Genomic DNA, 21,723 nt, shown 5'->3' with positions numbered 1-21,723 from the left:
AATGGCTGAAATCGTCATCGAAAATCTATGCAAACGATTCGGTGCATTCACCGCGGTGAAAGAATCGTCTTTTACGATCGAAGACGGTGAATTCTTCATGCTGCTCGGACCCTCCGGCTGCGGCAAGACCACCACTTTGCGGATGATCGCAGGCCTCGAGATACCGAGCGGGGGAAAGATCTACCTCGATGGCGAAGAGATCAGTCGGCGGCCGCCATCGCAACGCGATATCGCCTTCGTCTTTCAGATGTTCGCACTCTACCCGCATCTGAATGTGCGCAAAAACATCGGCTATCCCTTGGCAAGCCAAGGGATGAAGCGCCGAGAACGCACGGCCAAGATTCTGGAGGTCGCAAAGATCCTCGGTATCGAGGATATCCTCGATCATCCGGTGAGCGGTCTTTCCGGGGGCGATCGTCAGCGCGTGGCTTTGGGGCGGGCCATCGTTCGCAATCCGAAGGCGTTCATGATGGACGAGCCTTTGGGGGCGTTGGATGCGGAGTTTCGCGAGCGAATGGCGTTGGAGTTGCGCGCGCTGCACGATCGCATGGGCGCAACCACGGTCTATGTCACCCACGATCAGCTCGAGGCGATGCAAATGGGCGACAAGATCGTGGTGATGAACAATGCCGTGGTCGAACAATTCGGCACCCCGAAGGAAATCTACGAAAAACCCGAGAGCCTGTTCGTTGCCGACTTCATCGGCTCTCCATCGATGAATTTTCTCGATGTCGACGGTGCGATCGCCGAAGGACAAAGCCAAGTTTCGGTAAAGGGCATCCCGATCGCCGTTCCGCAGCAGCACGAGTCGGCGGCGGGTGATGTGATCTTGGGGATTCGTCCGGAACACATCCGTTTTTCGGATCGCGCAAATCCCTCGGCTCGGGTTTGCGCCATCGAGTATTTAGGAACGACGCAAGTGATCACTTTGCAAAGCGATGCGGGCTCGATCAAGGCCCGAGTCGATTCATCGCAATCGGTCGAGATCGGCGAGCGGGTGGGCTTGGAATTCGAATCTTGCCGGATATCGCTGTTTTCTTCGGCCACGGGCAAGGTATTGCGTTCGGCTTTGCATGGAAGAACCCAAGATGGCTGAGGTCGTGTTATCGGGCTTGAGCAAATCCTTCGGCAATAAAATCGCCGTCGCCGATATCGATATGCGGATCGATGACGGCAGTTTCGTCGTTTTATTAGGTCCCACCGGTGCCGGCAAAACCACGACGCTGCGTTTGATATCCGGCTTGGAAAAAGCGGACGCCGGCACCGTTTCCATCAAGGGGCGCATCGTCGATCATGACACCCCGGCGATGCGCGATGTGGCCATGGTTTTTCAGCAATATTCTCTTTATCCGCATCTGACGGTGCGCGATAACCTGGCTTTCCCCTTGCGCTCGCCGATATTGAAAACCCCGAAAAAGGAGATCGAAGAAAAGATCGCGCAAGTGGCCGAGGTGCTGCGGATCAAGGACAAACTCGATAATCGGGCGACCGAACTATCCGGGGGCGAGATGCAGCGGGTTTCGATCGGACGGGCGCTGGTGCGGGATCCGACGATCTATTTGATGGACGAGCCCTTGAGTTCGCTGGATGCGCGCTTGCGGGCCGATTTGCGCATCGAGCTCAAACGCATCCAAGCCGATCTCGGGGCGACTTTGCTCTACGTCACCCACGATCAGATCGAGGCGATGACCATGGCCACCCATGTCGGGGTGCTGCAAGACGGTCGGCTGGTGCAGTTCGGCAGCCCGCGCGATGTCTACGAACGGCCGAACAGCATTGATGTCGCCGGTCGACTCGGATTGCCCCGCATCAATATCTTGCCGGCGGATTTATTCCCCGCCACCCGGGGCAAGGGTCATCGGATCGGTCTTCGGCCCGAACATATTCGATTCGGTGATGGACAACCGGCACTGGTCAAGCGTATCGAACATTTGGGCGATCAGATCCGCGTGCATCTGGAGATCGAGGGTCATGCGTTGGTGTGCCTGCAACCGCGCCTGCGATCGCTAAGCGTCGGCGAGCGAATCGGTGTGCAACCGATCGACCCCTTGTTTTTCGACGAGAACGGCAATCGAAGGGCATAAGCCCCCACAAGGACAAAGGACTTGAAATGAACCGATTCATCAACGAAAAAGAGAACTCGGTAACCGAGGCGATCGACGGATTGCTCGCCGGCTCCGGCGGAGCCTTGCGACGGCTCGATGGTTATCCGCATATCAAGGTCGTTTACCGCGCCGACCGGGATCCATCCAAGGTGGCGCTGATTTCCGGCGGGGGCAGCGGGCATGAGCCGGCGCATGCAGGCTTCGTCGGGCGGGGGATGTTGACGGCGGCGATTTGCGGCGAGGTCTTCGCCTCGCCCTCGGTCGAGGCCGTCTTGGCCGGGATCTTGGCGGTAACCGGGGATGCCGGCTGCCTGCTGATCGTCAAGAACTACACCGGGGATCGCCTCAACTACGGTCTCGCCGCCGAACGCGCCCGGGCCTTGGGTCGCAAGGTGGAGATGGTCGTGGTCGACGATGATATCGCCTTGCCGGATCTGCCGCAGCCCCGGGGCGTGGCCGGCACCCTCTTCGTGCACAAGATCGCCGGGCATGCGGCCCAGATCGGCAAGTCGCTCGAAGCGGTCACCGAAATCGCCCAAGGAGTGATCGCCAAGATCGCCTCCATCGGGATGTCATTGGATACCTGCACCGTCCCCGGTGCCGACAAAGAGGATCGCATCGCCTGGGGCAAAGCCGAGCTCGGGCTCGGCATCCACGGCGAAGCCGGGGTGCAGCAAGTCGATTTCGTCGACGCCGCAACCGCCATGCGGATGGTATTGGAAAGGCTCGCACCCCATCTCGGCGAGGGGCCGACCGTGGCCTTGCTGAATAACTTGGGCTCCACCACCTGCCTGGAAATGTCGGTGCTGGCCAACGAGCTGGCTCGCTCGGATAAAAAAGTCGGTATCGAATCTCTGATCGGCCCCGCATCCTTGATGACCTCCTTGGATATGCACGGATTTTCGGTATCGGTCCTGCCTGCAAGCGATGCGGATATGCAGGCCCTTCGATCCCCGGTCGAGCCCGCCGCTTGGCCCGGTATCGATGCCCTCGTCGAGCCGATCGTCGAGCGCTTGCCCGATGGCCTGTCTCCGGTCAAACCGATCCCCTCGGCCAATCCGCAGGCCAGGGCGCTGCTGGAAGATATCTGCGATTTATTGCTCGAATCCGAGGCGGAACTGAATCGTCTCGATGCCAAATCCGGTGATGGCGATGCCGGCAGCACGCTGGCCGGGGCGGCCAGATCCCTCAAAGGCAGTCTGGATCGCATGCCGCTGGCGGATCTGACACAACTGATGCCCGCTCTGGGCAACGAATTGAGCCAGACGATGGGCGGATCCTCCGGGGTGATTCTGGCGATCTTCTTCAACGCCACCGGGGATGCCTGCTCCCGCGGGCTTTCCATCGAGCGGGCCTTGGCCGAAGGGCTCGAAAGGGTGTGCGAGGTCGGCGGAGCCAAACTCGGGGATCGAACGATGATCGATGCCTTGCAGCCTGCGCTCGAAGCGCTGAGCGGTGGCTTCGCCTTGGCCGCAAGGGCCGCGCGCGAGGGGGCGGATGCCACCGCGCGCATCGGCCGCGCCAAGGCGGGGCGCGCCGCCTACGTGCCGGAAGAAAACCTGCTCGGGAACAACGACCCCGGAGCCGAAGCCGTGGCCCGGGTTTTTGCCCGGTTGGCCGGCTGACGATCCTTCGAAGACCCGGCCCGGCTCGACTTCGAAGCGCATCTTTCCCTTGTGACAAGCGGCGCAGAAAGCCCTCGCACCATCGGCGCGATCGATGACGGTGGTCCGATGGCGGCGGGAAAACCCACGGTCAACGATATCGCCCGGCATGCCGGGGTGAGCCTCGCCACCGTCGATCGCGTGCTCAACGAACGGCCCGGGGTGCGCTCGGCAACGATCGCGAAGGTCAACCGAGCCATCGACGATCTCGGTTATGTGCGCGATACCGCGGCCGCCAACCTTGCCCGCCGGCGAATCTATCGCTTGCTCTTCGTATTGCCGGATTCCGGCAGCGAGCTGATCAAAGCATTGAAGCGACAGATCGCCGCGCAAGCCAAATTGCTGGTCAATGAACGCACCCGCTTGGAGATCCGCCGCACCACCCCCTTCGATAGCCGTGAAACCGCGCAGACCCTCGATGATTTGAGGTCCGACGGGGCCGACGGGGTTGACGGGGTGGCGATATTGGCCCCGGAAACACCGCAAATCCGCGATGCCATCGTCAGAACCCGGGCGCGAGGGATCGCCGTCGTATCCATCATCTCGGACTTGCCGAGTTCGACGCGAGATCACTTCATCGGTATCGACAATATCAGCGCCGGCCGAACCGCGGCTCGTTTGATGGGTCGCTTTTTGGAGCGCAAAAAGCGGAGCATCGCGGTGATCATCGGCTCCCGCCATGCCCGCGATCATCTGGAACGGCGGCACGGTTTCGATCTGACGATGGCGAAGGACTTTCCTCACCTGTGCATATTGCCCTCGATAGAAGCGCGCGACTCGGCGGATCCGGTCTTCGATGGATTGCGCAATGCATGGCGGGCGAATCACGATATCGGCGGTATCTATTCTTCTTCCGACTACAGCCAAGGCTTGATTCGCTTCCTAAAGGGAATCCATCGCAAACCGGTGGTGATCGGCCACGAACTGACCCCCGACAACCACAAGGCGCTCGATGATCGCCTCTTCGATGCGGTCATCGCCCAGGATTTGGGTCATATCGTTCGCAGCGCCGTGCGGTTGCTGCGGGCCACGGTCGATTCCACTCCCTTCAACGCCCCCCAAGAGCGAATCGGGATCGATATTTATCTAAGAGAAAACCTGCCGGCGGCGGATTTCCCGCTATGACTTTCATCGATATGCCGATCGAAACGCGGCGCAACCCCCGAGCCGGGATGCGCCGCCGATCGATCCGGATAGGGTCGCACTATAGAAAAGATAGGGTCTATCGGATAAAAGCAAGCGGGCTCGCTCCATCATCGAGCGAGCCCGCTTGCGTTTACTTGGGCAGTCGCCGCATCGATGACCAATCCCGCCGAGCCGGGGAGCCCGGCGGGATTGGGATGCGAGTTAGTCGCAAGACGGGTGGAAGCACCCGTGGTTGGAAGCGAACACGCCGAAGATGCCGACATCTCGAATCGCCGGGCTCTCATCGTCCGTCCCATTGAAGCACGCCCAAGCATCCGTGCCGCAAATCGGCTTCGGGTCGCCGATGCGGATGTCGGCGATCATCGTTTTTTCCTCGAGCGAAGCCTGATTGCCATAATTCTGATCGCAGTTATCGAAACAAGCCTTTTGCAAATACCAATCCAGACTATTGCAGTGGTCTTTGCACTGCTCATAACTACCATCCGAAGCCAACATCGTGGGCTGCTCGGCTCCGGCTCGTTTTGGTTGACCGGGAGATGTGCAGACGCCATTCTTATCGCAATTGATGCGAGCCATCATCGTGGGCTGCTCGGCTGCGCTCGATTGCTGCGCTGCCTTACAGGTATCATAGCAATCTTGCTGCGCGTGCCCGTCTTCCTTCGCGCAATGCTCGCAGGAATTGAGTGAAGCGATCAGTGTGGTTGGCTCGACCGAAGCCGATCCCTCTTCCATTTCACACCAAGACAAGCAGTTATGATCGTCCTCTGCGCAAACCGCTTTGCAGGTCTCGATGCTATCTTCACCCTTTTCGGGCAATTGAGCAATCAGTGTGGTTGGCTCGACCGAAGCCGATCCCTCTTCCATTTCACACCAAGACAAGCAGTTATGATCGTCCTCTGCGCAAACCGCTTTGCAGGTCTCGATGCTATCTTCACCCTTTTCGGGCAATTGAGCAAGCATAGTAGCGGGCTGCTCTTCAACCGCCCCGTCCGCGCTTGACGTGCTGAACGTCATGCAAAAGTTCGGAGTGGAGATTAGATTGGCGCAAATCGTCGTCGCCAACTGCTCGCCAAACAACTCGTTGGCTTGCTCGGGCGTAGGAGCGACTTGATCCAGCCAATCGATGAAGTCTTGATCAACGCTCGCCTTATTTTTGTTCTGGCAATCGCTCATACACTTGCCGTAATCGTCTTCGCGCGCATCACGGCATTGAATCTCACACGATCCCACCGCTTGGGGCGGGGGCAAGAACCCTCCGTGTCCAGTCGGCTGAGCAAGGAATATGGGATTGTCCGTAGGAGTGGTTTCTATCCATCCGCTCTCTTCCTCGACCGAAGACTGATACCCGATTCCGCCTTGACTTGTCGCCTCTTGCGGATCCGCATGAACCGCCCCGACGAAGCCGAAGAGCATCATTACCGCTGCACCTACCGCCATGAATTGTTTCATCGTCTTGTTCCTCTTGCCGGTTGCTGACTGCCGATTGTGGATTGACGCATCGTTTCGAAAACCTGACTCTATCTTTATCAAATCCAGGGAGTGTTGTCAACCCCTTTCTTCAATGTAATTGGCTGATATTCGGCACCACAATATCGATTCCATAAGCAATCCATCATCGATCGGCTCGGTCTTGAGGAATCTCGAGCACCCTTAGGCTTTCAATGCATCGATCGTCGACGACCTTGGGCAGCTACCCGTCGATGCTTACCGCACTCGAAGGGCAAGGAGACGACCGACCGTTAGCGCTCGATGCGTTCCATATCGATCTCGGCTCTTAGGACCTTCGTCAACTTGGCGCGGCCGTCATTTTTCCCGCCATCGGGAAAAATACATGCGTCGGATACGGGCGATGCCAATCGATCCGAATCACCGGGCATCGAGGGCGAAGTACTCGTCGAAGCGCTCTCGTGCCGTAGCCCCGAACAGGGCGTTGCACGCATGCTGCAGGCCATCGGCGGCAAGTAGCTCGTGGCGACGCATCATCAGCGCGATCTTCGAGCGACGCCTTAGAAAATCCTCCAACTTGACGATCATCTCCCGCTGCCGGGCGAGGGCGATCTCGCAGCGGGTGTACTCGGTCCCTTCGATGAGGACTTGGGCATCTTTGGGGTCGGTTTGGATGCGCTCCAACAATTCGATCGCCGCCGCTCCATAGCGGCGCCAATAGCGGGTGGTGAGCCCCTCGGAGGAGTCCGCCGGGGTGAAGGCATCGAGGCTCATCCTCTTCGCTTGGCGGAAATACGCTTCCTTGGCCCTTCCCTCGGGCTCTCCGTACCACCGATAGCGCGCGCGGGGCAATCTCACCTTGAGGGATTGCACCCGCTCGCAAATTTCCTCGCCGACATTGATGCAGTCGGTGAGCTTGCCGCCGTAGATGCTCAGATGCCGCCTTTGCGCATCCATGTCGATGGCGTGCTTGCGCGACATCTGCAGGAAATCGCCCGAGTTTTTCTCGCCCTTGGCGATGGCAAGCGGCCGCACGCCGCAGCGCTCGGCGATCACGTCGGCTTGCGTCAAGGGTCGATCCAAGCGCAAGCGCCGATTGATATTGTCGAGGATGAAGCGTCGATCGTCGGCGGTGACTTCGGTCCAGGGCGAATCGACTCGGGTATCGGTGGTGCCCAAACAGGTGCGACGGCCCATGGGGATGACGAAGAACAATCGGCCGTCGTCGGCGAAAAAGGCGAGCACGCGGCGCTCGCAAGTCATCCGCTCGACCAGCAGGTGCACCCCTTTCGAATAGACATGGCGGTGGGCGCTTTGCGCCCCGGTGAGGTCGTTATGCTCGTCGGCGAAGGCGCCGGCGGCATTGATCAGGATATCGGATTCGATCTCGAACTCGCTGCCGCTTTCCACATCCCGGGCCGTGGTCCGCCAGATGTGGCCATCGAATCGGGCACCCAACGATTCGACATAGTTGATCGCCGTCGCCCCTCGATCGACCGCGGTGCGCACGAAGTTGAAAACGAAACGGGCATCGTTGTCATGGAGATAGGCATCCGAGTACTCGACGAAACCCGCTCCCGACGAGGCCTCGATCAAGGGCTCTTCGCGCTCGACGGCGCGGCGGGAAAGTCGGCGAGGGGGTCGGGTGAAGCAGTTGCCGATCAACCAATAGGCCCACGCTCCGAGCCACATCGTCAAGGGGCGGTGGCGAAAGCCGCGCGGGATCGTGGTCAAGAAGCGGATCTCGCGCACCGTCGACGGATAGGAACGGATCAAGGCATTGCGGGACAGGCATAGATCGCGCACGAGAGGGAACTCGTAGTTCTCCATATATTTGATCCCGCCCCAAGCGAGATTCGAGGTGTGCTGACTGGTAAACCCCGCGAAATCACCACGGTCGATCAGCCCCACCGAGGCTCCCTTCGAAGCCAAAGCGGCGGCGGCGACGGCCCCGTTGATACCCCCGCCGACGATCAAGACATCGAGGCGTCGTTCGGCAAGGTTCGTAAGATTCGTCTTTCTCGATCGCATTTCACTCCTTCGCTTTGGCGTGATCGTCATTGAAATCGTCATTCAACGGGAGGCTTTGCCTTGACAGGCCCTCCCCTGACCAAGGGTCAAAGCCCTTGCCGGAAAGCCGTGATTTGCATCCCCACTCGCATCGATGGCGATATTAAAACAAGAATCCGAGCGGGGATTCGTTGATCGCGATTCGTTGATCGCGCATCGATCGCACATCGATCGCACATCGTGCGGATAGAAAATCGTGCCCATGGCCGAAACAAGGGTTAATATGATGCGGTTTTACGGCAACGAGGCTCGTTATTTGACTGCGAATGACGAGCCCGTCGCACGATCATTCGAAAAATATCTTGTGGAGGAAAGAACCCATGAAGAATCAGTTGGCGATCGCCGCTGCGGCCGCAATGCTGGGGCTTGCGTTCGGCGCCCAAGCGGATATGGCCGCGGCCGAGAAGTGGGTGGAAAGCGAGTTCCAGCCATCGACCTTGTCCAAAGACGAGCAGATGAGCGAAATGCAGTGGTTCATCGAAGCCGCCGAGCCCTTCAAGGGGATGGAGATCAACGTTCTCTCCGAAACCATCCCCACCCATGAGTATGAATCCAAAACGCTTACCCAAGCCTTCGAGGCGATCACCGGCATCAAGGTGAATCATCAGCTCCTCGGCGAGGGCGAGGTCGTGCAGGCGGTGCAAACCCAAATGCAGACCAAGCGCAACCTCTACGACGCCTATATCAACGACTCCGACCTGATCGGCACCCATTCTCGCTTGCAGCTGGCGGTGAATCTCTCGGACTGGATGGCCGGGGAAGGCAAGGATGTGACCTTGCCGACACTCGATATCGATGATTTCATGGGCAAGTCCTTCACCACCGGTCCTGACGGCAAGCTCTATCAGCTGCCGGATCAGCAATTCGCCAACCTCTACTGGTTCCGACACGACTGGTTTTCGCGCCCCGATCTGAAAAAACGCTTCGAGGAGATTTACGGCTACGAGCTGGGGGTGCCGGTGAACTGGTCGGCCTACGAGGATATCGCGGAGTTCTTCTCCGAGCATGTCAAGGAGATCGACGGCGTGCGCGTCTACGGTCACATGGACTACGGCAAGCGCGCCCCCGACCTCGGCTGGCGTATGACCGACGCTTGGCTTTCCATGGCCGGGGCGGGAAGCAAGGGTCTGCCCAACGGGGTGCCCGTCGACGAGTGGGGTATCCGTATGGAGGAGGGCTCGTGCAATCCGGTCGGGGCCTCGGTATCGCGCGGCGGCGCCACCAATGGACCGGCGGCGGTTTATGCCATCCGCAAGTGGGATGAGTGGTTGCGCAAATACGCCCCGCCGGGCGCTGCGAGCTATGACTTCTACCAATCGCTGCCGGCCCTCTCGCAAGGGAATGTCGCCCAACAGATCTTCTGGTATACGGCATTTACCGCATCGATGGTGGCCCCCAAGAGCGAGGGCAACAACACCGTCGACGACCAAGGCAATCCGCTGTGGCGCATGGCTCCCTCCCCGCACGGTCCTTATTGGGAGGAGGGGCAAAAACTCGGCTATCAGGATGCGGGTTCGTGGACGCTGTTCAAATCCACTCCGGTCGATCGCCGCAAAGCGGCTTGGCTCTACGCCCAATTCACGGTATCCAAGACCGTTTCGCTCAAGAAAACCCATGTCGGCCTGACGCCGATCAGAGATAGCGATATCCGCCACGCCTCGTTCACCGAGCGGGCTCCCAAGCTGGGCGGGCTGGTCGAGTTCTACCGCTCTCCGGATCGGGTGCGCTGGAGCCCGACGGGTATCAACGTGCCCGATTATCCGAAACTGGCACAGCTCTGGTGGCAGCAAATCGGCGATGTGAACTCCGGGGCCTTCACCCCGCAGCAAGCCATGGATCGCCTTGCGGCGGAGATGGATCAGGTCATGGCGCGCATGGAAGCCGCCGATAAAAGGGCGAATGTCTACGGTGGCTGCGGGCCTCGCCTCAACCCCGAGGAATCCCCCTCGAAGTGGCTGAGCGACGACGAATCGCCGAAGAACAAGCGCAACGAAAAGCCCCAAGGCAAGACCGTGGATTACAACGAGCTCATCAAGCGCTGGCAGGCGAGCTGAAAACAGCACTAAGCGAAGGAATAAGGAAATCCCTTCGTTATCCGGCCTATCCGGCCCGAGCTTAGGGCGCCTTGCGCCCCAATCTCGGGCCGGGCACCCCCCGAAGGCCTCGTCTGGGTACCGAGCCGGAAAGCTCGGGCGGCGGATATTATGCAATCACCGAAGCCCCGGCGCCCTCGATCGAAAAGCCGTGAGCGCCGATCTCCTCCTCATCGAGCGCAAGGCTTGTAGGATGCTTTGACCGCCTCGCCGCCTTGCCACCGAGGATTCGAAGGGCTCATGAACCCCCATCGATACGATGGGCAATCCGAAACGGTTGCCATTGCGCGCACGATTATCTCGAAAGCGCGCCCGGGCAGTGGGCGATGAATCGAATACGAGGACTTTCATGGCGATCGAGCTTCGAGGCGTGGTCAAGCAAGAAGGCGGACAAATCCATATCCACGAGACGAATCTCTCTTTGGAAAAAAACGCCTTCAATATCCTCTTGGGGACCACGCTTTCCGGAAAAACCACGCTCATGCGGCTCATGGCGGGGTTGGAGAAACCGAGCTCGGGCCGGGTATTCTTCGATGGCCGGGATGTAACCGGTGTGGCCGTGCAAAAGCGCAATATCTCGATGGTCTACCAGCAGTTCATCAACTATCCCAACTTGACCGTTCGCGAAAATATCGCATCGCCGCTGCGGGTGGCGAGGGTATCGGCGGCGGAGATCGACAGGCGGGTCGCCGAGGCTGCGGAACTTTTACGACTCTCGCCGATGCTGGACCGACTTCCGGCCGAACTGTCGGGAGGGCAGCAGCAACGCGCCGCCCTCGCCCGCGCTTTGGTGAAGGACTCGGACCTGGTGCTGCTCGACGAGCCCTTGGCGAACTTGGACTACAAGCTGCGCGAGGAACTGCGCCAAGAACTCCCGAGCATTCTCGCCGAGAAGGGCGCGATCGTGGTCTACGCCACCAGCGAGCCTCACGAGGCCCTTCTTTTGGGGGGATTCACCGCCGCCTTGCATGAAGGACGCATCGCGCAGTTCGGACCCACGGCCGAGGTCTACCGGAATCCCGTGGACCTGCGCACGGCTCGGATCTTTTCGGACCCCCCCATCAATACCGCTCTCGTCGCCAAAAAAGGGAATACCTTCCATCTGAACGAGAGCGTGAAGTGGCCGGTGAACGATGCGACCTGCGGTCTTGCCGACGGGGAGTATCGGGTCGGACTGCGCCCGCACCATATCACGCCGATGCGAAGGGGGGAGGGTTCCATCGAGGTCATGGCCCGAGTGCTGGTAACCGAGCTGACCGGCTCCGAGAGTATCGTCCACCTCGATATCGGCGGCCATCGTTGGATCTCGCAGTCCCACGGAGTCCATGCCGTCGCCATCGGTGCGACCGAAACGATGTATCTCCAAACGCACCGATTCATGTACTTCGAAAGCGACGGATCGCTGATCGCCGCCTGAGCGGTCGCAAGGCGAGGGGGATTGGAATATGGCGCAGATCACGCTGGCCGGGATACGCCACAGCTATGCGGACTCACCCTCGTCGCCGAGCGACTATGCGCTCAAGGGCGTTGACGGGCAATGGGCCGATGGCGGCGCCTACGCCTTGCTCGGCCCTTCCGGATGCGGGAAGTCGACCCTGCTGAACATCGTCTCGGGGTTGTTGCAGCCGAGCGAGGGACGCATCCTCTTCGACGGAAAGGATGTCACCGCCCTCGATCCCGTCGACCGCCATGTGGCGCAGGTATTCCAGTTCCCCGTCATCTACGACACGATGACCGTCTACGAGAATCTCGCCTTCCCGCTGCGAAATCGAGGCATGGCCGAAGCCGAGGTGGACGCTCGGGTGCGCGAGATCGCCGCCATGCTCGATCTCGACGACATGCTCGAACGACGGGCCACGGGACTGACCGCCGACGGCAAGCAGAAGATCTCGCTCGGCCGCGGGCTCGTTCGCTCGGACGTCAACGTGATCATGTTCGACGAGCCGCTCACGGTGATCGACCCGCATTTGAAGTGGATGCTGCGCTCCAAGTTGAAGGAAGTGCACCAGCGCTTCGGGACCACGATGATCTACGTGACCCATGACCAGATCGAAGCCCTGACGTTTGCGGACCGGGTGATGGTGATGACCGAGGGCGAGGTCGTGCAGATCGGCACCCCGGTGGAACTCTTCGAGCGTCCGCAACATACCTTCGTCGGATATTTCATCGGCTCCCCGGGCATGAACGTGATGCCCTGCTCGCTCTTCCAAGGCGATGCGATCTTCGATGGCGAGGCCGTCACCATCACCGAAAAACCCGTCGGATCGGCATCGGGCTCGCTCGAGCTCGGGGTGCGACCGGAGTTCATCACCTTCGCCGAGGACGGGCTGTCGGTGGAGATCGTCAACGTCGACGATATCGGGCGGCACAAGATCGTGGATCTGCGCCGCGGCGATCATCGGATCAAGATGCTCGCAGGCGAGGACGATCCCATCCCCTGGGAGAACCCCCGCATCCGCTTCGACCCCGACCATACCCGCATCTACGCGGACGGTCGGCTCCTGTAAAGTAAGGATTCGACGATGGCCGCAAAGACCGCCAATCACAAGGCCTGGTGGCTGGTGGCGCCGGTGGTGGCGCTGGTGGCGTTCAACGCGCTCATCCCGATGATGACCGTCGTCAACTACTCCTTCCAAGAAACATTCGGCGACAACGTCTTCTTTTTCGAAGGCTTCAAATGGTACGAGCAAGTACTCGGCTCGGAGCGATTCCACGCCGCCCTCGGCCGCCAACTCGCCTTCACCTTCACCATCCTGGTCATCGAGATCCCTCTCGGGGTGGCGGTGGCGTTGGCGATGCCGCGCAAGGGGATCGGCGTTTCGGTGTGCCTGGTGCTGATGGCGCTCCCGCTGCTGATCCCGTGGAATGTCGTGGGGGCGATGTGGAATATCTTCGCCCTGCCGGATATCGGCCTCCTCGGGCGGGCGCTGAACGGCTTGGGCCTAGCCTACGATTTCACCCAAGATCCGACCTCGGCATGGATCACCACCATCGTCATGGACGTATGGCACTGGACATCGCTGGTGGTATTGCTCGCCTATGCCGGCCTTCGCTCGATCCCCGAGGCCTATTACCAAGCGGCCAAGATCGACGGCGCGAGCGCGTGGGCGATATTCCGCCACATCCAACTTTCGAAGATGAAACGGGTGCTCACCATCGCGGTTTTGCTGCGCTTCATGGACAGCTTCATGATTTATACCGAGCCTTTCGTGCTCACCGGCGGCGGCCCGGGAAATACCACCACCTTCCTATCGATCGATCTCGTGAAGATCGCGCTCGGTCAGTTCGACTTGGGTCCGGCAGCGGCGATGTCCCTGATCTATTTCCTGATCGTGCTGCTGCTGTCGTGGGTCTTCTACTCGCTGATGATGCGCAACGAGGAGCGGTGAGATGAGACGCTTCAAGTGGCTCGTGCCGACCCTCTACATCGTCTTCCTGATGCTGCCGATCTACTGGCTGCTCAATATGTCGTTCAAGACCACCAACGAGATTTTGGGGGGCTTTTCGCTTCTCCCCCAAGATTTCACCTTGGAGAACTACAAGAAGATCTTCACCGATCCCACTTGGTATAACGGCTATTTGAACTCGCTCGCCTATGTGGTGTTCAACACCGTCATCTCGGTTTGCGCCGCCCTGCCGGCGGCTTATGCCTTCTCCCGCTACCGCTTTTTGGGCGACAAGCATCTGTTCTTCTGGCTGCTCACCAACCGCATGGCTCCGCCTGCGGTTTTCGCCCTGCCATTTTTCCAGCTCTACTCGGCGATCGGACTGTTCGATACCCATATTGCGGTGGCGCTGGCGCATTGTCTGTTCAATATCCCCTTGGCGGTGTGGATCCTGGAAGGGTTCATGTCCGGCGTTCCGAAGGAGCTCGACGAGACCGCCTATATCGACGGCCATTCATTCCCGTCGTTTTTCGTGAAGATCTTCATCCCGACGATCACCGCCGGTATCGGGGTCGCCGCCTTCTTTTGCTTCATGTTCTCGTGGGTCGAGTTGCTGCTGGCGAAGACCTTGACCTCGGTGGAGGCCAAACCCATCGCCGCCACCATGACCCGCACCGCCAGCACCAGCGGCTACGAGCTCGGGCTCCTCGCCGCCGCCGGGACGCTCACGATCATCCCCGGGGCCTTCGTGATCTATTTCGTGCGCAACTACATCGCCAAGGGCTTCGCCCTCGGGCGTGTATGACATCGATGATGGAGGTGCGCCCGGCATGAGCCTCTCGTGGATGGCATGGACTTGGCAAACGGCCACCTTCTTCATCCTCCTTGCGATGGTGCTGGCGGGGATGGGATTGTGGGAATGGAAGCGCCCGGGCGGCAATCCGCGCCGAGGGATCTTCGGCTTGGATACCACCCGCGGCGATCGTCTGTTCATCACCCTGCTCGGATCCGGCTTCATCGCTTTGGGGTGGCTATCTTTCATCGGCAGCCCGCCTTACGGTGCGCTGGTGATTTGCGCTTTGTGGGCGATATTCGTCTTTCGCCGGGTTTGACCGAAACATCCTTCGAGGGAGAAACGAGGCCGTGGATTCCAACGCCCTTTTACTGGCCATCGATCAAGGCACCACCAGCTCCCGCGCCATCGTCTTCGAGGCCAACGGCGCGATCCGCTCGATCGCGCAGCGAGAATTCACCCAGCACTACCCCGACAGCGGCCGGGTCGAGCACGATGCCGAGGAGATCTGGGAGACGACGCTTGCGGTTTGCGGCGAGGCCATCGCCGCTGCGGGGGGGTCGATCGCGGCGATCGGGATCACCAATCAGCGCGAGACCACGGTGGTGTGGGATCGCGATACCGGGAAGCCGGTGCATCGGGCCATCGTCTGGCAGGACCGTCGCACTGCGAAACGCTGCGCCGAGATCAAAAGCGCGGGATACGAAACCCTGATCGCCGCCAAGACCGGTCTGCTGCCGGACCCCTACTTTTCGGGCACCAAGATCGCGTGGATCTTGGATAACGTCGACGGAGCCCGCGCCGCCGCCGAGGCCGGGAGGCTGGCCTTCGGCACCATCGATACCTTCCTCGTATGGCGACTCACCGCCGGCGCCGTCCATGCCACGGATGCGACCAACGCATCGCGCACCATGCTCTTCGACATCCATACCCAACAATGGGACGACGAGCTGCTCGCCCTTAACGATGTTCCGCGCAGCCTCTTGCCCGAAGTGCGCGACAGCGCCGCCGATTACGGCGAAACCGCGCCCGGTATCTTGCCTGCGCAATACCGCATCGCCGGGGTCGCCGGGGATCAGCACGCCGCCGCCATCGGTCAAGCCTGCTTCGAGCCGGGCATGATCAAGAGCACCTACGGAACCGGGTGTTTCGCCATGTTGAATACCGGCAAGACGGCGACCCCCTCGACCAACCGCCTGCTCACCACCGTCGCCTATCGATTGAACAACGAGGCGACCTACGCCCTCGAGGGCTCGATCTTCATCGCCGGGGCGGCGGTGCAGTGGCTGCGCGACGGGCTCGGCGTCATCGATAGCGCCCCGGCGACCGAGGCGCTGGCCCGGTCGCTGCCGGATAATCGGGGGGTGTACTTGGTCCCGGCATTCACCGGCTTGGGGGCGCCGCATTGGGATCCGGATGCTCGAGGCGCCATCTTCGGGCTCACCCGCGACAGCGCCCCGGCCCACCTCGCTCGCGCCGCATTGGAATCGGTGTGCTATCAAACGCGCGATCTCGCCCTTGCGATGGCCAAGGATAGGGGCAAGGCTCCGAGCGCCGTTCGGGTCGACGGGGGGATGGTGGCGAACGATTGGCTGCTGCAATTCCTTGCCGATATGGTCGAGGCCCCGGTGGATCGTCCGGTGATCACCGAAACCACGGCCTTGGGGGCGGCCTATCTCGCAGGACTGCACGTCGGGGTCTATGACGGGCTCGATGAAATCGCGCGGCAGTGGCGACACGAGCGCACCTTCGCCCCGAGGATGCCCGCACCCGAACGCGAGCGGCTGGTGAGCGGCTGGGATCGGGCGGTGGCCAAGGTGCTCGACAATCGCTAGATTCGAAGGCCTTTTCGAACATCTCGTCGGGGGGATTTGTCGGGAAATCCTACCTTGCCGCAGCGTCATCCGCGAGGATGCGGGCCGCCCTTATCCCCCTTCGATGCTCGTTCGAGCCTTGCCGACCTTCGATCTTCGCTAGCGATATCGCTCGGCTCGAAAAAAGCGAGATCCTTCTATTTCGAATCAAGGAGTGCATCGATGATCGACCCCGAGATCCGGCGCTTTCACGAATTGGTCGCATCGGCGAGCCGCATCGTGTTTTTCACCGGCGCCGGTATCAGCACCGATTCGGGGATCCCCGATTTCAGAAGCCCGGGCGGGGTGTGGGATCGCTTCAAACCGATCGACTTCGGTGATTTCATGGCATCGGAAGAAGCTCGCATCGAAGCCTGGCGCCGCAAGTTCGAAACCGATAAAAGCATCCGCCGAGCGAAACCGAATATCGCCCACACCGTCATCGCCGACCTTACCGACAAGAAAAAAGGCTCTTGCGTGATCACCCAAAATATCGACGGCCTGCATCAGGCATCCGGAGTGCGAGGCGATCGGGTGATCGAGCTACACGGCAATACCACCTACGCCAAATGCCTTCGCTGTCAGACTCGCTACGCCCTCGATCCGATCCGCAAGGCTTTCGAAAAAAGCGGGCGGGCGCCGGTTTGCGAATGCGGGGGCTATATCAAAACCGCCACGATTTCTTTCGGTCAGGCGATGCCGGAAGCGGAAATGGCCCGCGCGGAGGACGAAACGCGATCTTGCGATCTCTTCATCGCCATCGGATCTTCTTTGGTCGTGCAACCGGCGGCCGGTTTCCTGGCCTTTGCCAAGCACCACGGTGCGAAACTTGCGATCTTGAATCGAGACCCCACCGAATTCGATCGCATCGCCGATCTGACGCTGCACCGAGAGATCGGACCGGTCATGGCTTCATTGGCCCAAGGACGAGCCGCCCTTGAGAACGCCGAGGAACCTTGAAAAAACGACGGCGACGACGAAGGAATATCGATCTTATCCATCCGACAAGGCTCGATAAAGGCTTTGCCTTCGGTACCCCCGACGGCATATCACGCTTTCAGGGGGCGATGAAGCGCCGGTAGTCCTCGATGACATCCTCGACGGCGGCGGCGAACAGGCGTTCTCCGGCTTCGGGGGTGGAAAGAGATGGGTCGGAACCGATGCGGCCGTCGGGGAAGCGTTGTCGGTAGTCGATGGCATCGCGGATCGGCCCTTGAGGGGCGATCTTCGGGGTCATCGGCGGCTGCCTAACGGCGTCGGGAAAGGCATACCACGTCAGGGATATCTCGGAAGGGGTCGCATGGCTGCCCTCCGCCGATCCGAAGAGTTCCCTCGAAAGAGAACGCACTCGGCGGCCGTCGAACCAATTCCCCAACCGACAACGAACACCGGGGCGATTCATCGATTCGAGGTTCAAGCTGGTCTCGGCGTAGACCTCGGAGAATGCGGCGTTGACGGTTGCGATATTGCCGCCGTGTCCGTTCAGAAAATAGCAATGCTCGAAGCCGTGTCGCACCAAAGACTGCACCACATCTCGCACCACCGCCAAGAGGGTGGCAGGTCTCAAGGTGATGGTGCCGGGGAAACCCAGGTGATGCTGGGCCATGCCGATGCTGATGGTGGGGGCGATCAGCACGTCGATTTCGTCGGCGATGCCCCGAGCGACGATTTCGGGGCAAAGGGCATCGGTGCCGACCAGACCGTTGGGGCCATGCTGCTCGGTCGAACCGATGGGGATGATGATGCCCCGGGATCTTTCGAGATAGGCAGCCACATCGTGCCAAGTGGAATGCTGCAAGAACATGGTGGGGTCTCACTGGTTCGAAAAAGGCAGATTCGAAAAACCATGCGCCGAGGCCTTGCAAGCGCCGATGACGGGATTGTACAAAGGATGGGACCGGCGGCGAGATTCGAGGATGGTTCATCGGGCGATGGAAACAAGGGGTGGCGAGATATCCGAGTCCGCGCTCGATGTCGATGCTTGATCGCATCTTCGAGCGGGGAGTCGAAAGAGCCGCTTGCTTGCGATGAATACGGCCATCGAATCAAGGGCGATCCATCGAGAAATCATCGAGTCACCGCATACCGATGCGTTAATATAGACAGGAGCGAAGATCGATGTGCGGGATCGAGAGTCGACATGCCCGAGATCTCGGCGGTCTTTTTTTCGAGCGCCTTCGGACGAAGGGGTAATAAAGTACCGGCTATCCGCTCTGCGAAGGCAAAGGGCATGATCTCGAGGGTTCGAAACCACTCGCCATCAGCGTTCTTTTCGCGAAAAGTCGAGCGTCAGTCATCGGAAGGGAGAGATCGAAACGATGGTTTCGCAAAGGATGCTTTTTCTGATCGGCTTCTTGTTCTGCGCCGGTCTCATCGGAGTCGCTCTGTATTTGGAGCATATCGACGGACTTGAACCGTGTCCTCTGTGCGTCTTTCAACGCATCGCGGTCATCGCCGTCGGAGTGTGGCTATTGCTGGCGGCGCTGCACAATCCCAAGACGACGGGGCGCCGCATCTACGGAGTGGTCACCTTCATCTTGGCTGTCGTCGGAGGTGGTATCGCCGCCCGTCATGTGTGGCTGCAAAGTCTGCCGGCGGATGAGGTGCCGGATTGCGGGCCGGATCTGGGCTATATGATCGATGCCTTCCCGCTGGCGGATACGCTGATGATGGTTTTCAGCGGCTCCGGGGAGTGCGCCGAGGTGCAATGGAATTTCCTCTCGCTGTCGATCCCCCAATGGACTCTGTTGGTCTTCGTGGGCTTTGCGATCTTCGGGCTTTGGTTGAGCTTCACTCGCAGCCCGAGGCATGTCAAAAAATCCCCCGATCTCAAGGAATTCATGGCTCGCAACGAAAAAGGCCGTCCCCCTCGCTTTTAGGGAATCGATGTCGGAGGGTACCGAGAAGCCAAACCCATTGCGTTGCTCATCGCCTAGCGCCCTCACGATAAAAGATAAGCGTGATCGCCCGAAAACGATCCCGTTCGATGCGTTGAATACCGAGTGCTCATAAGCACGCCCATCTTAGCCCTCCCCCTGCGGATCATTCCTCCATCTTCGTAGGCGAGGACGCCGAGGATACTCGCATCTTGGATCAACGGGCCGTCGAAGCATGCCCGAGCATTTGTTCCGCACACGGACCGGGGGTCGCCGATACGGTTCGACGAAGCGGTCACCGTCTCGACCTCCAAATACCGTGCAAAGACGCCGTTGGAAAGGGGCCGGCCTCTATGACCTCAAGGTCGATCCATTCACCACCCTTCGAGCGAACGGTCAAGAACAATGCCAAGGAGAGAACGAGTGCTTGATCGATGGTCCACTGCCCGCAGCGCTTCGACCACGCTATCTCGCATCCCCTTGCTTGCGATCGCGCTTTTTGCGAGCGTGATCGTTCTCTTGATATGCTTGCCGGTGGAAACGACCCGAGCGTGGGCGCAAATAAAGCACGCTGACGGGACGCGGATCAAATGGAATAGGCGCGAGATCGATATGGAGGCGCGCTTCGGAGGGGGGACGACGAGCGAGACCTGCCGCCCGAAAGCACAAGGGGTGGAACTCTATGAATTCGGCCCTTGCTGGGTTGATGTGGTCAAAAGCGCCGCCGATCAGTGGTATCGAACCGATGCCCGAGTGCGGATCAATATCGAAACTTCTTCTATCGAGCCGGGATGCACCATCGGTGATGACATCAACACGGTCACCGCCGGTGATAGTTATTGCGGCCGGGAGTTCGGCGAGCGGGTGCTGGGGACCGCCTTCTATCGCTATAACGCTCGAACCGGCTTCTTTTTGGAAGGCAATGTCGTTTTCAATACGGCCCACTCTTGGAACAGTTATTCGGGGCCTCAACGAGCGGCGTCGGCCGCAATGGGGTTGTTCGATATGCACCGCGTTGCCATCCACGAATTCGGCCATATCTGGGGGCTCGATCACCCGGATGAGGCGGAGCAGGAAGTGGCCGCGATCATGAACTCGAAGCTAAGCGATATCGATCGTTTGCAACGAGATGATATCGATGGGATCGTGGCGATTTACGGTGTGGACCCGAACAACCCGCCCGTGGTCCCGTCGGGCAGGATCGAGTTGGGCGATACCGGTACTTTGGCCATCGACGAGGGCGGCACCGGCACCTTCACCGTCAAACTCGATACCGAGCCCATCGGCGAAGTCACCGTTAATGTGACAAGCGCCGATCCCGGGGTCGTTACCGTCAACCCCGCCTCGCTGACATTGACCGCCTCGAATCACACGATCGCGCAAGCGGTCATCGTCACCGCCCTCCATGACATCGATATCGACGACGAGTCGGTCGATATCACCTTGTCGGCCGGCGGCGGCATCGTGGCGAGCGAGGTGAAGAAAAGCGTTGCGGTCGGCGATGACGACGAAGCCGGGTCCCTCGTGATGCTGCCCTCGCCCTTGCAGGTGGTCGAAGGCGGGCAAGAGACCTTCATCGTACGTTTGGGAACGGTGCCGACCGTGCCCAATGTCACCGTCGACCTGACCAACGCCAACGCATCCGTCTCTTTGAACCCCACCACCCTCTTTTTCACCGACAGTGATTGGAATGCAAGTCAAACCGTCACCGTCTCCGTCGCCCAAGACGACAACGCCGAGAACGGCACCGATACCATCGTCGGCACCTTCGACAACGGCGCCGGGAACTATGCCGGCATCGCCAATCCCCAAGGGGCGGCGATCGCTGTAACCATCCTCGACCGCCCCGGTGATATCGTCGCTTCCAAAACCATGGTGGACTTGATGGAAGGCGGCGATCCGGTCGAACTCACCGTGCGCTTGGGCGAAATCCCCGTCAACACCGATACCGTGACCGTCACCTTGTCCAACTCCAACCTCGACGTCACCGTGAACCCGAAGGTGCTGCTCTTCACCCGAGACAACTGGAACGGCGAGCGCACCGTGACGTTGCAAGCAGGCGAAGACAGCGATATCGAAGACGGCTACGACTTCGTGGTATTGAAAGGCGCCGGGGGGAACTACAACCGTTCGATGACCACCATAGCGGTCTCGGTGGAAGAGAACGATGACGACGGGGGCATCATCGGCGGCACCCCGGGACGCACCGGTGTCTACGCCTTGGCCATCCCGCCGGAGACCGGTTCGGATTCCTCGGATATCCGCATTCGCTGCAAGCAATCGAGCCCCTG

Annotated in this window: 17 protein-coding genes; 14 read left to right on the top strand and 3 right to left on the bottom strand. The window is 60.1% G+C overall.

Annotation, left to right across the window (positions count from 1 at the left end):
* Position 1 precedes the first annotated feature (1 nt).
* From BF99_RS0111820 to BF99_RS0111805, 4 genes are all read left to right on the top strand, one after another.
* Positions 2-1,096 carry an ABC transporter ATP-binding protein gene (locus tag BF99_RS0111820; RefSeq protein ID WP_025771019.1) on the top strand — a complete coding sequence of 365 codons (1,095 nt, stop codon included), beginning with the start codon at positions 2-4 and terminating at the stop codon, positions 1,094-1,096.
* The gene (locus tag BF99_RS0111815) at positions 1,089-2,084 is read left to right on the top strand and encodes an ABC transporter ATP-binding protein (protein ID WP_025771018.1); all 996 of its coding nucleotides are present in this window, start codon (positions 1,089-1,091) and stop codon (positions 2,082-2,084) included. The genes BF99_RS0111820 and BF99_RS0111815 overlap by 8 nt, the downstream gene beginning before the upstream one ends.
* Positions 2,085-2,110: 26 nt before the next feature.
* Positions 2,111-3,730: a dihydroxyacetone kinase subunit DhaK gene (locus BF99_RS0111810; RefSeq protein WP_025771017.1), complete on the top strand. Its 1,620-nt coding sequence runs from the start codon at positions 2,111-2,113 to the stop codon at positions 3,728-3,730.
* Between the two features lie 108 nt (positions 3,731-3,838).
* Entirely contained in the window at positions 3,839-4,894 is a 1,056-nt protein-coding gene (locus tag BF99_RS0111805) for a LacI family DNA-binding transcriptional regulator (RefSeq protein ID WP_038098221.1), read from the top strand.
* Between the two features lie 222 nt (positions 4,895-5,116).
* Here the strand turns inward: BF99_RS0111805 and BF99_RS0111795 are convergent, their stop codons facing one another.
* Positions 5,117-6,364, bottom strand: a complete 1,248-nt coding sequence (locus BF99_RS0111795; RefSeq protein ID WP_156013292.1) for a hypothetical protein — start codon at positions 6,362-6,364, stop codon at positions 5,117-5,119.
* 417 nt (positions 6,365-6,781) lie between these two features.
* The gene (locus tag BF99_RS0111785) at positions 6,782-8,392 is read right to left on the bottom strand and encodes a glycerol-3-phosphate dehydrogenase/oxidase (RefSeq protein ID WP_025771014.1); all 1,611 of its coding nucleotides are present in this window, start codon (positions 8,390-8,392) and stop codon (positions 6,782-6,784) included.
* A gap of 359 nt (positions 8,393-8,751) precedes the next feature.
* On the opposite strand from BF99_RS0111785, the gene BF99_RS0111775 reads away from it, so the two are divergent.
* The 8 genes from BF99_RS0111775 (at position 8,752) to BF99_RS0111735 (ending at position 17,516) form a co-directional block, all read left to right on the top strand.
* Positions 8,752-10,485: an ABC transporter substrate-binding protein gene (locus tag BF99_RS0111775; RefSeq protein WP_025771012.1), complete on the top strand. Its 1,734-nt coding sequence runs from the start codon at positions 8,752-8,754 to the stop codon at positions 10,483-10,485.
* A gap of 388 nt (positions 10,486-10,873) precedes the next feature.
* Positions 10,874-11,941 (top strand): ABC transporter ATP-binding protein, encoded by a 1,068-nt coding sequence (locus BF99_RS0111765; protein WP_025771010.1) that lies wholly within the window; start codon positions 10,874-10,876, stop codon positions 11,939-11,941.
* A gap of 28 nt (positions 11,942-11,969) precedes the next feature.
* Positions 11,970-13,031 (top strand): ABC transporter ATP-binding protein, encoded by a 1,062-nt coding sequence (locus BF99_RS0111760; RefSeq protein ID WP_025771009.1) that lies wholly within the window; start codon positions 11,970-11,972, stop codon positions 13,029-13,031.
* Positions 13,032-13,046: 15 nt separating this feature from the next.
* Positions 13,047-13,913 carry a carbohydrate ABC transporter permease gene (locus BF99_RS0111755; RefSeq protein ID WP_025771008.1) on the top strand — a complete coding sequence of 289 codons (867 nt, stop codon included), beginning with the start codon at positions 13,047-13,049 and terminating at the stop codon, positions 13,911-13,913.
* A gap of 1 nt (position 13,914) precedes the next feature.
* Positions 13,915-14,715, top strand: coding sequence for a carbohydrate ABC transporter permease (locus BF99_RS0111750; RefSeq protein ID WP_025771007.1), 801 nt, complete (start codon positions 13,915-13,917; stop codon positions 14,713-14,715).
* A 25-nt stretch (positions 14,716-14,740) separates the two neighbouring features.
* Entirely contained in the window at positions 14,741-15,022 is a 282-nt protein-coding gene (locus tag BF99_RS0111745) for a DUF2160 domain-containing protein (protein ID WP_025771006.1), read from the top strand.
* Positions 15,023-15,053: 31 nt separating this feature from the next.
* The gene (glpK, locus tag BF99_RS0111740; RefSeq protein ID WP_025771005.1) at positions 15,054-16,538 is read left to right on the top strand and encodes a glycerol kinase GlpK; all 1,485 of its coding nucleotides are present in this window, start codon (positions 15,054-15,056) and stop codon (positions 16,536-16,538) included.
* 201 nt (positions 16,539-16,739) lie between these two features.
* Entirely contained in the window at positions 16,740-17,516 is a 777-nt protein-coding gene (locus BF99_RS0111735; RefSeq protein ID WP_025771004.1) for an SIR2 family NAD-dependent protein deacylase, read from the top strand.
* A 97-nt stretch (positions 17,517-17,613) separates the two neighbouring features.
* Here the strand turns inward: BF99_RS0111735 and BF99_RS0111730 are convergent, their stop codons facing one another.
* Positions 17,614-18,360, bottom strand: coding sequence for a creatininase family protein (locus tag BF99_RS0111730; RefSeq protein WP_025771003.1), 747 nt, complete (start codon positions 18,358-18,360; stop codon positions 17,614-17,616).
* A 514-nt stretch (positions 18,361-18,874) separates the two neighbouring features.
* On the opposite strand from BF99_RS0111730, the gene BF99_RS20855 reads away from it, so the two are divergent.
* On the top strand, positions 18,875-19,435 hold the full coding sequence (locus BF99_RS20855) for a disulfide bond formation protein B (protein ID WP_081759244.1): 561 nt from the start codon (positions 18,875-18,877) through the stop codon (positions 19,433-19,435).
* A 420-nt stretch (positions 19,436-19,855) separates the two neighbouring features.
* The coding region (locus BF99_RS20850; RefSeq protein ID WP_197019121.1) for a matrixin family metalloprotease at positions 19,856-21,723 on the top strand (1,868 nt) is incomplete at its 3' end.

The organism is Thioalkalivibrio sp. HK1 (genome assembly GCA_000583135.1).
Taxonomy (GTDB): domain Bacteria; phylum Pseudomonadota; class Gammaproteobacteria; order HK1; family HK1; genus HK1.
The sequence above is the reverse complement of the archived record's forward strand: the minus strand, read 5'-3'. Positions and strand labels throughout refer to the sequence as shown.

Bases quoted from the DNA above. Each gene is read 5' to 3' on its own strand.
- BF99_RS0111820 (WP_025771019.1), top strand. From the start codon at position 2: ATGGCTGAAATCGTCATCGAAAATCTATGCAAACGATTCGGTGCATTC.
- BF99_RS0111815 (WP_025771018.1), top strand. From the start codon at position 1,089: ATGGCTGAGGTCGTGTTATCGGGCTTGAGCAAATCCTTCGGCAATAAA.
- BF99_RS0111810 (WP_025771017.1), top strand. From the start codon at position 2,111: ATGAACCGATTCATCAACGAAAAAGAGAACTCGGTAACCGAGGCGATC.
- BF99_RS0111805 (WP_038098221.1), top strand. From the start codon at position 3,839: ATGGCGGCGGGAAAACCCACGGTCAACGATATCGCCCGGCATGCCGGG.
- BF99_RS0111795 (WP_156013292.1), bottom strand. From the start codon at position 6,364: ATGAAACAATTCATGGCGGTAGGTGCAGCGGTAATGATGCTCTTCGGC.
- BF99_RS0111785 (WP_025771014.1), bottom strand. From the start codon at position 8,392: ATGCGATCGAGAAAGACGAATCTTACGAACCTTGCCGAACGACGCCTC.
- BF99_RS0111775 (WP_025771012.1), top strand. From the start codon at position 8,752: ATGAAGAATCAGTTGGCGATCGCCGCTGCGGCCGCAATGCTGGGGCTT.
- BF99_RS0111765 (WP_025771010.1), top strand. From the start codon at position 10,874: ATGGCGATCGAGCTTCGAGGCGTGGTCAAGCAAGAAGGCGGACAAATC.
- BF99_RS0111760 (WP_025771009.1), top strand. From the start codon at position 11,970: ATGGCGCAGATCACGCTGGCCGGGATACGCCACAGCTATGCGGACTCA.
- BF99_RS0111755 (WP_025771008.1), top strand. From the start codon at position 13,047: ATGGCCGCAAAGACCGCCAATCACAAGGCCTGGTGGCTGGTGGCGCCG.
- BF99_RS0111750 (WP_025771007.1), top strand. From the start codon at position 13,915: ATGAGACGCTTCAAGTGGCTCGTGCCGACCCTCTACATCGTCTTCCTG.
- BF99_RS0111745 (WP_025771006.1), top strand. From the start codon at position 14,741: ATGAGCCTCTCGTGGATGGCATGGACTTGGCAAACGGCCACCTTCTTC.
- BF99_RS0111735 (WP_025771004.1), top strand. From the start codon at position 16,740: ATGATCGACCCCGAGATCCGGCGCTTTCACGAATTGGTCGCATCGGCG.
- BF99_RS0111730 (WP_025771003.1), bottom strand. From the start codon at position 18,360: ATGTTCTTGCAGCATTCCACTTGGCACGATGTGGCTGCCTATCTCGAA.
- BF99_RS20855 (WP_081759244.1), top strand. From the start codon at position 18,875: ATGGTTTCGCAAAGGATGCTTTTTCTGATCGGCTTCTTGTTCTGCGCC.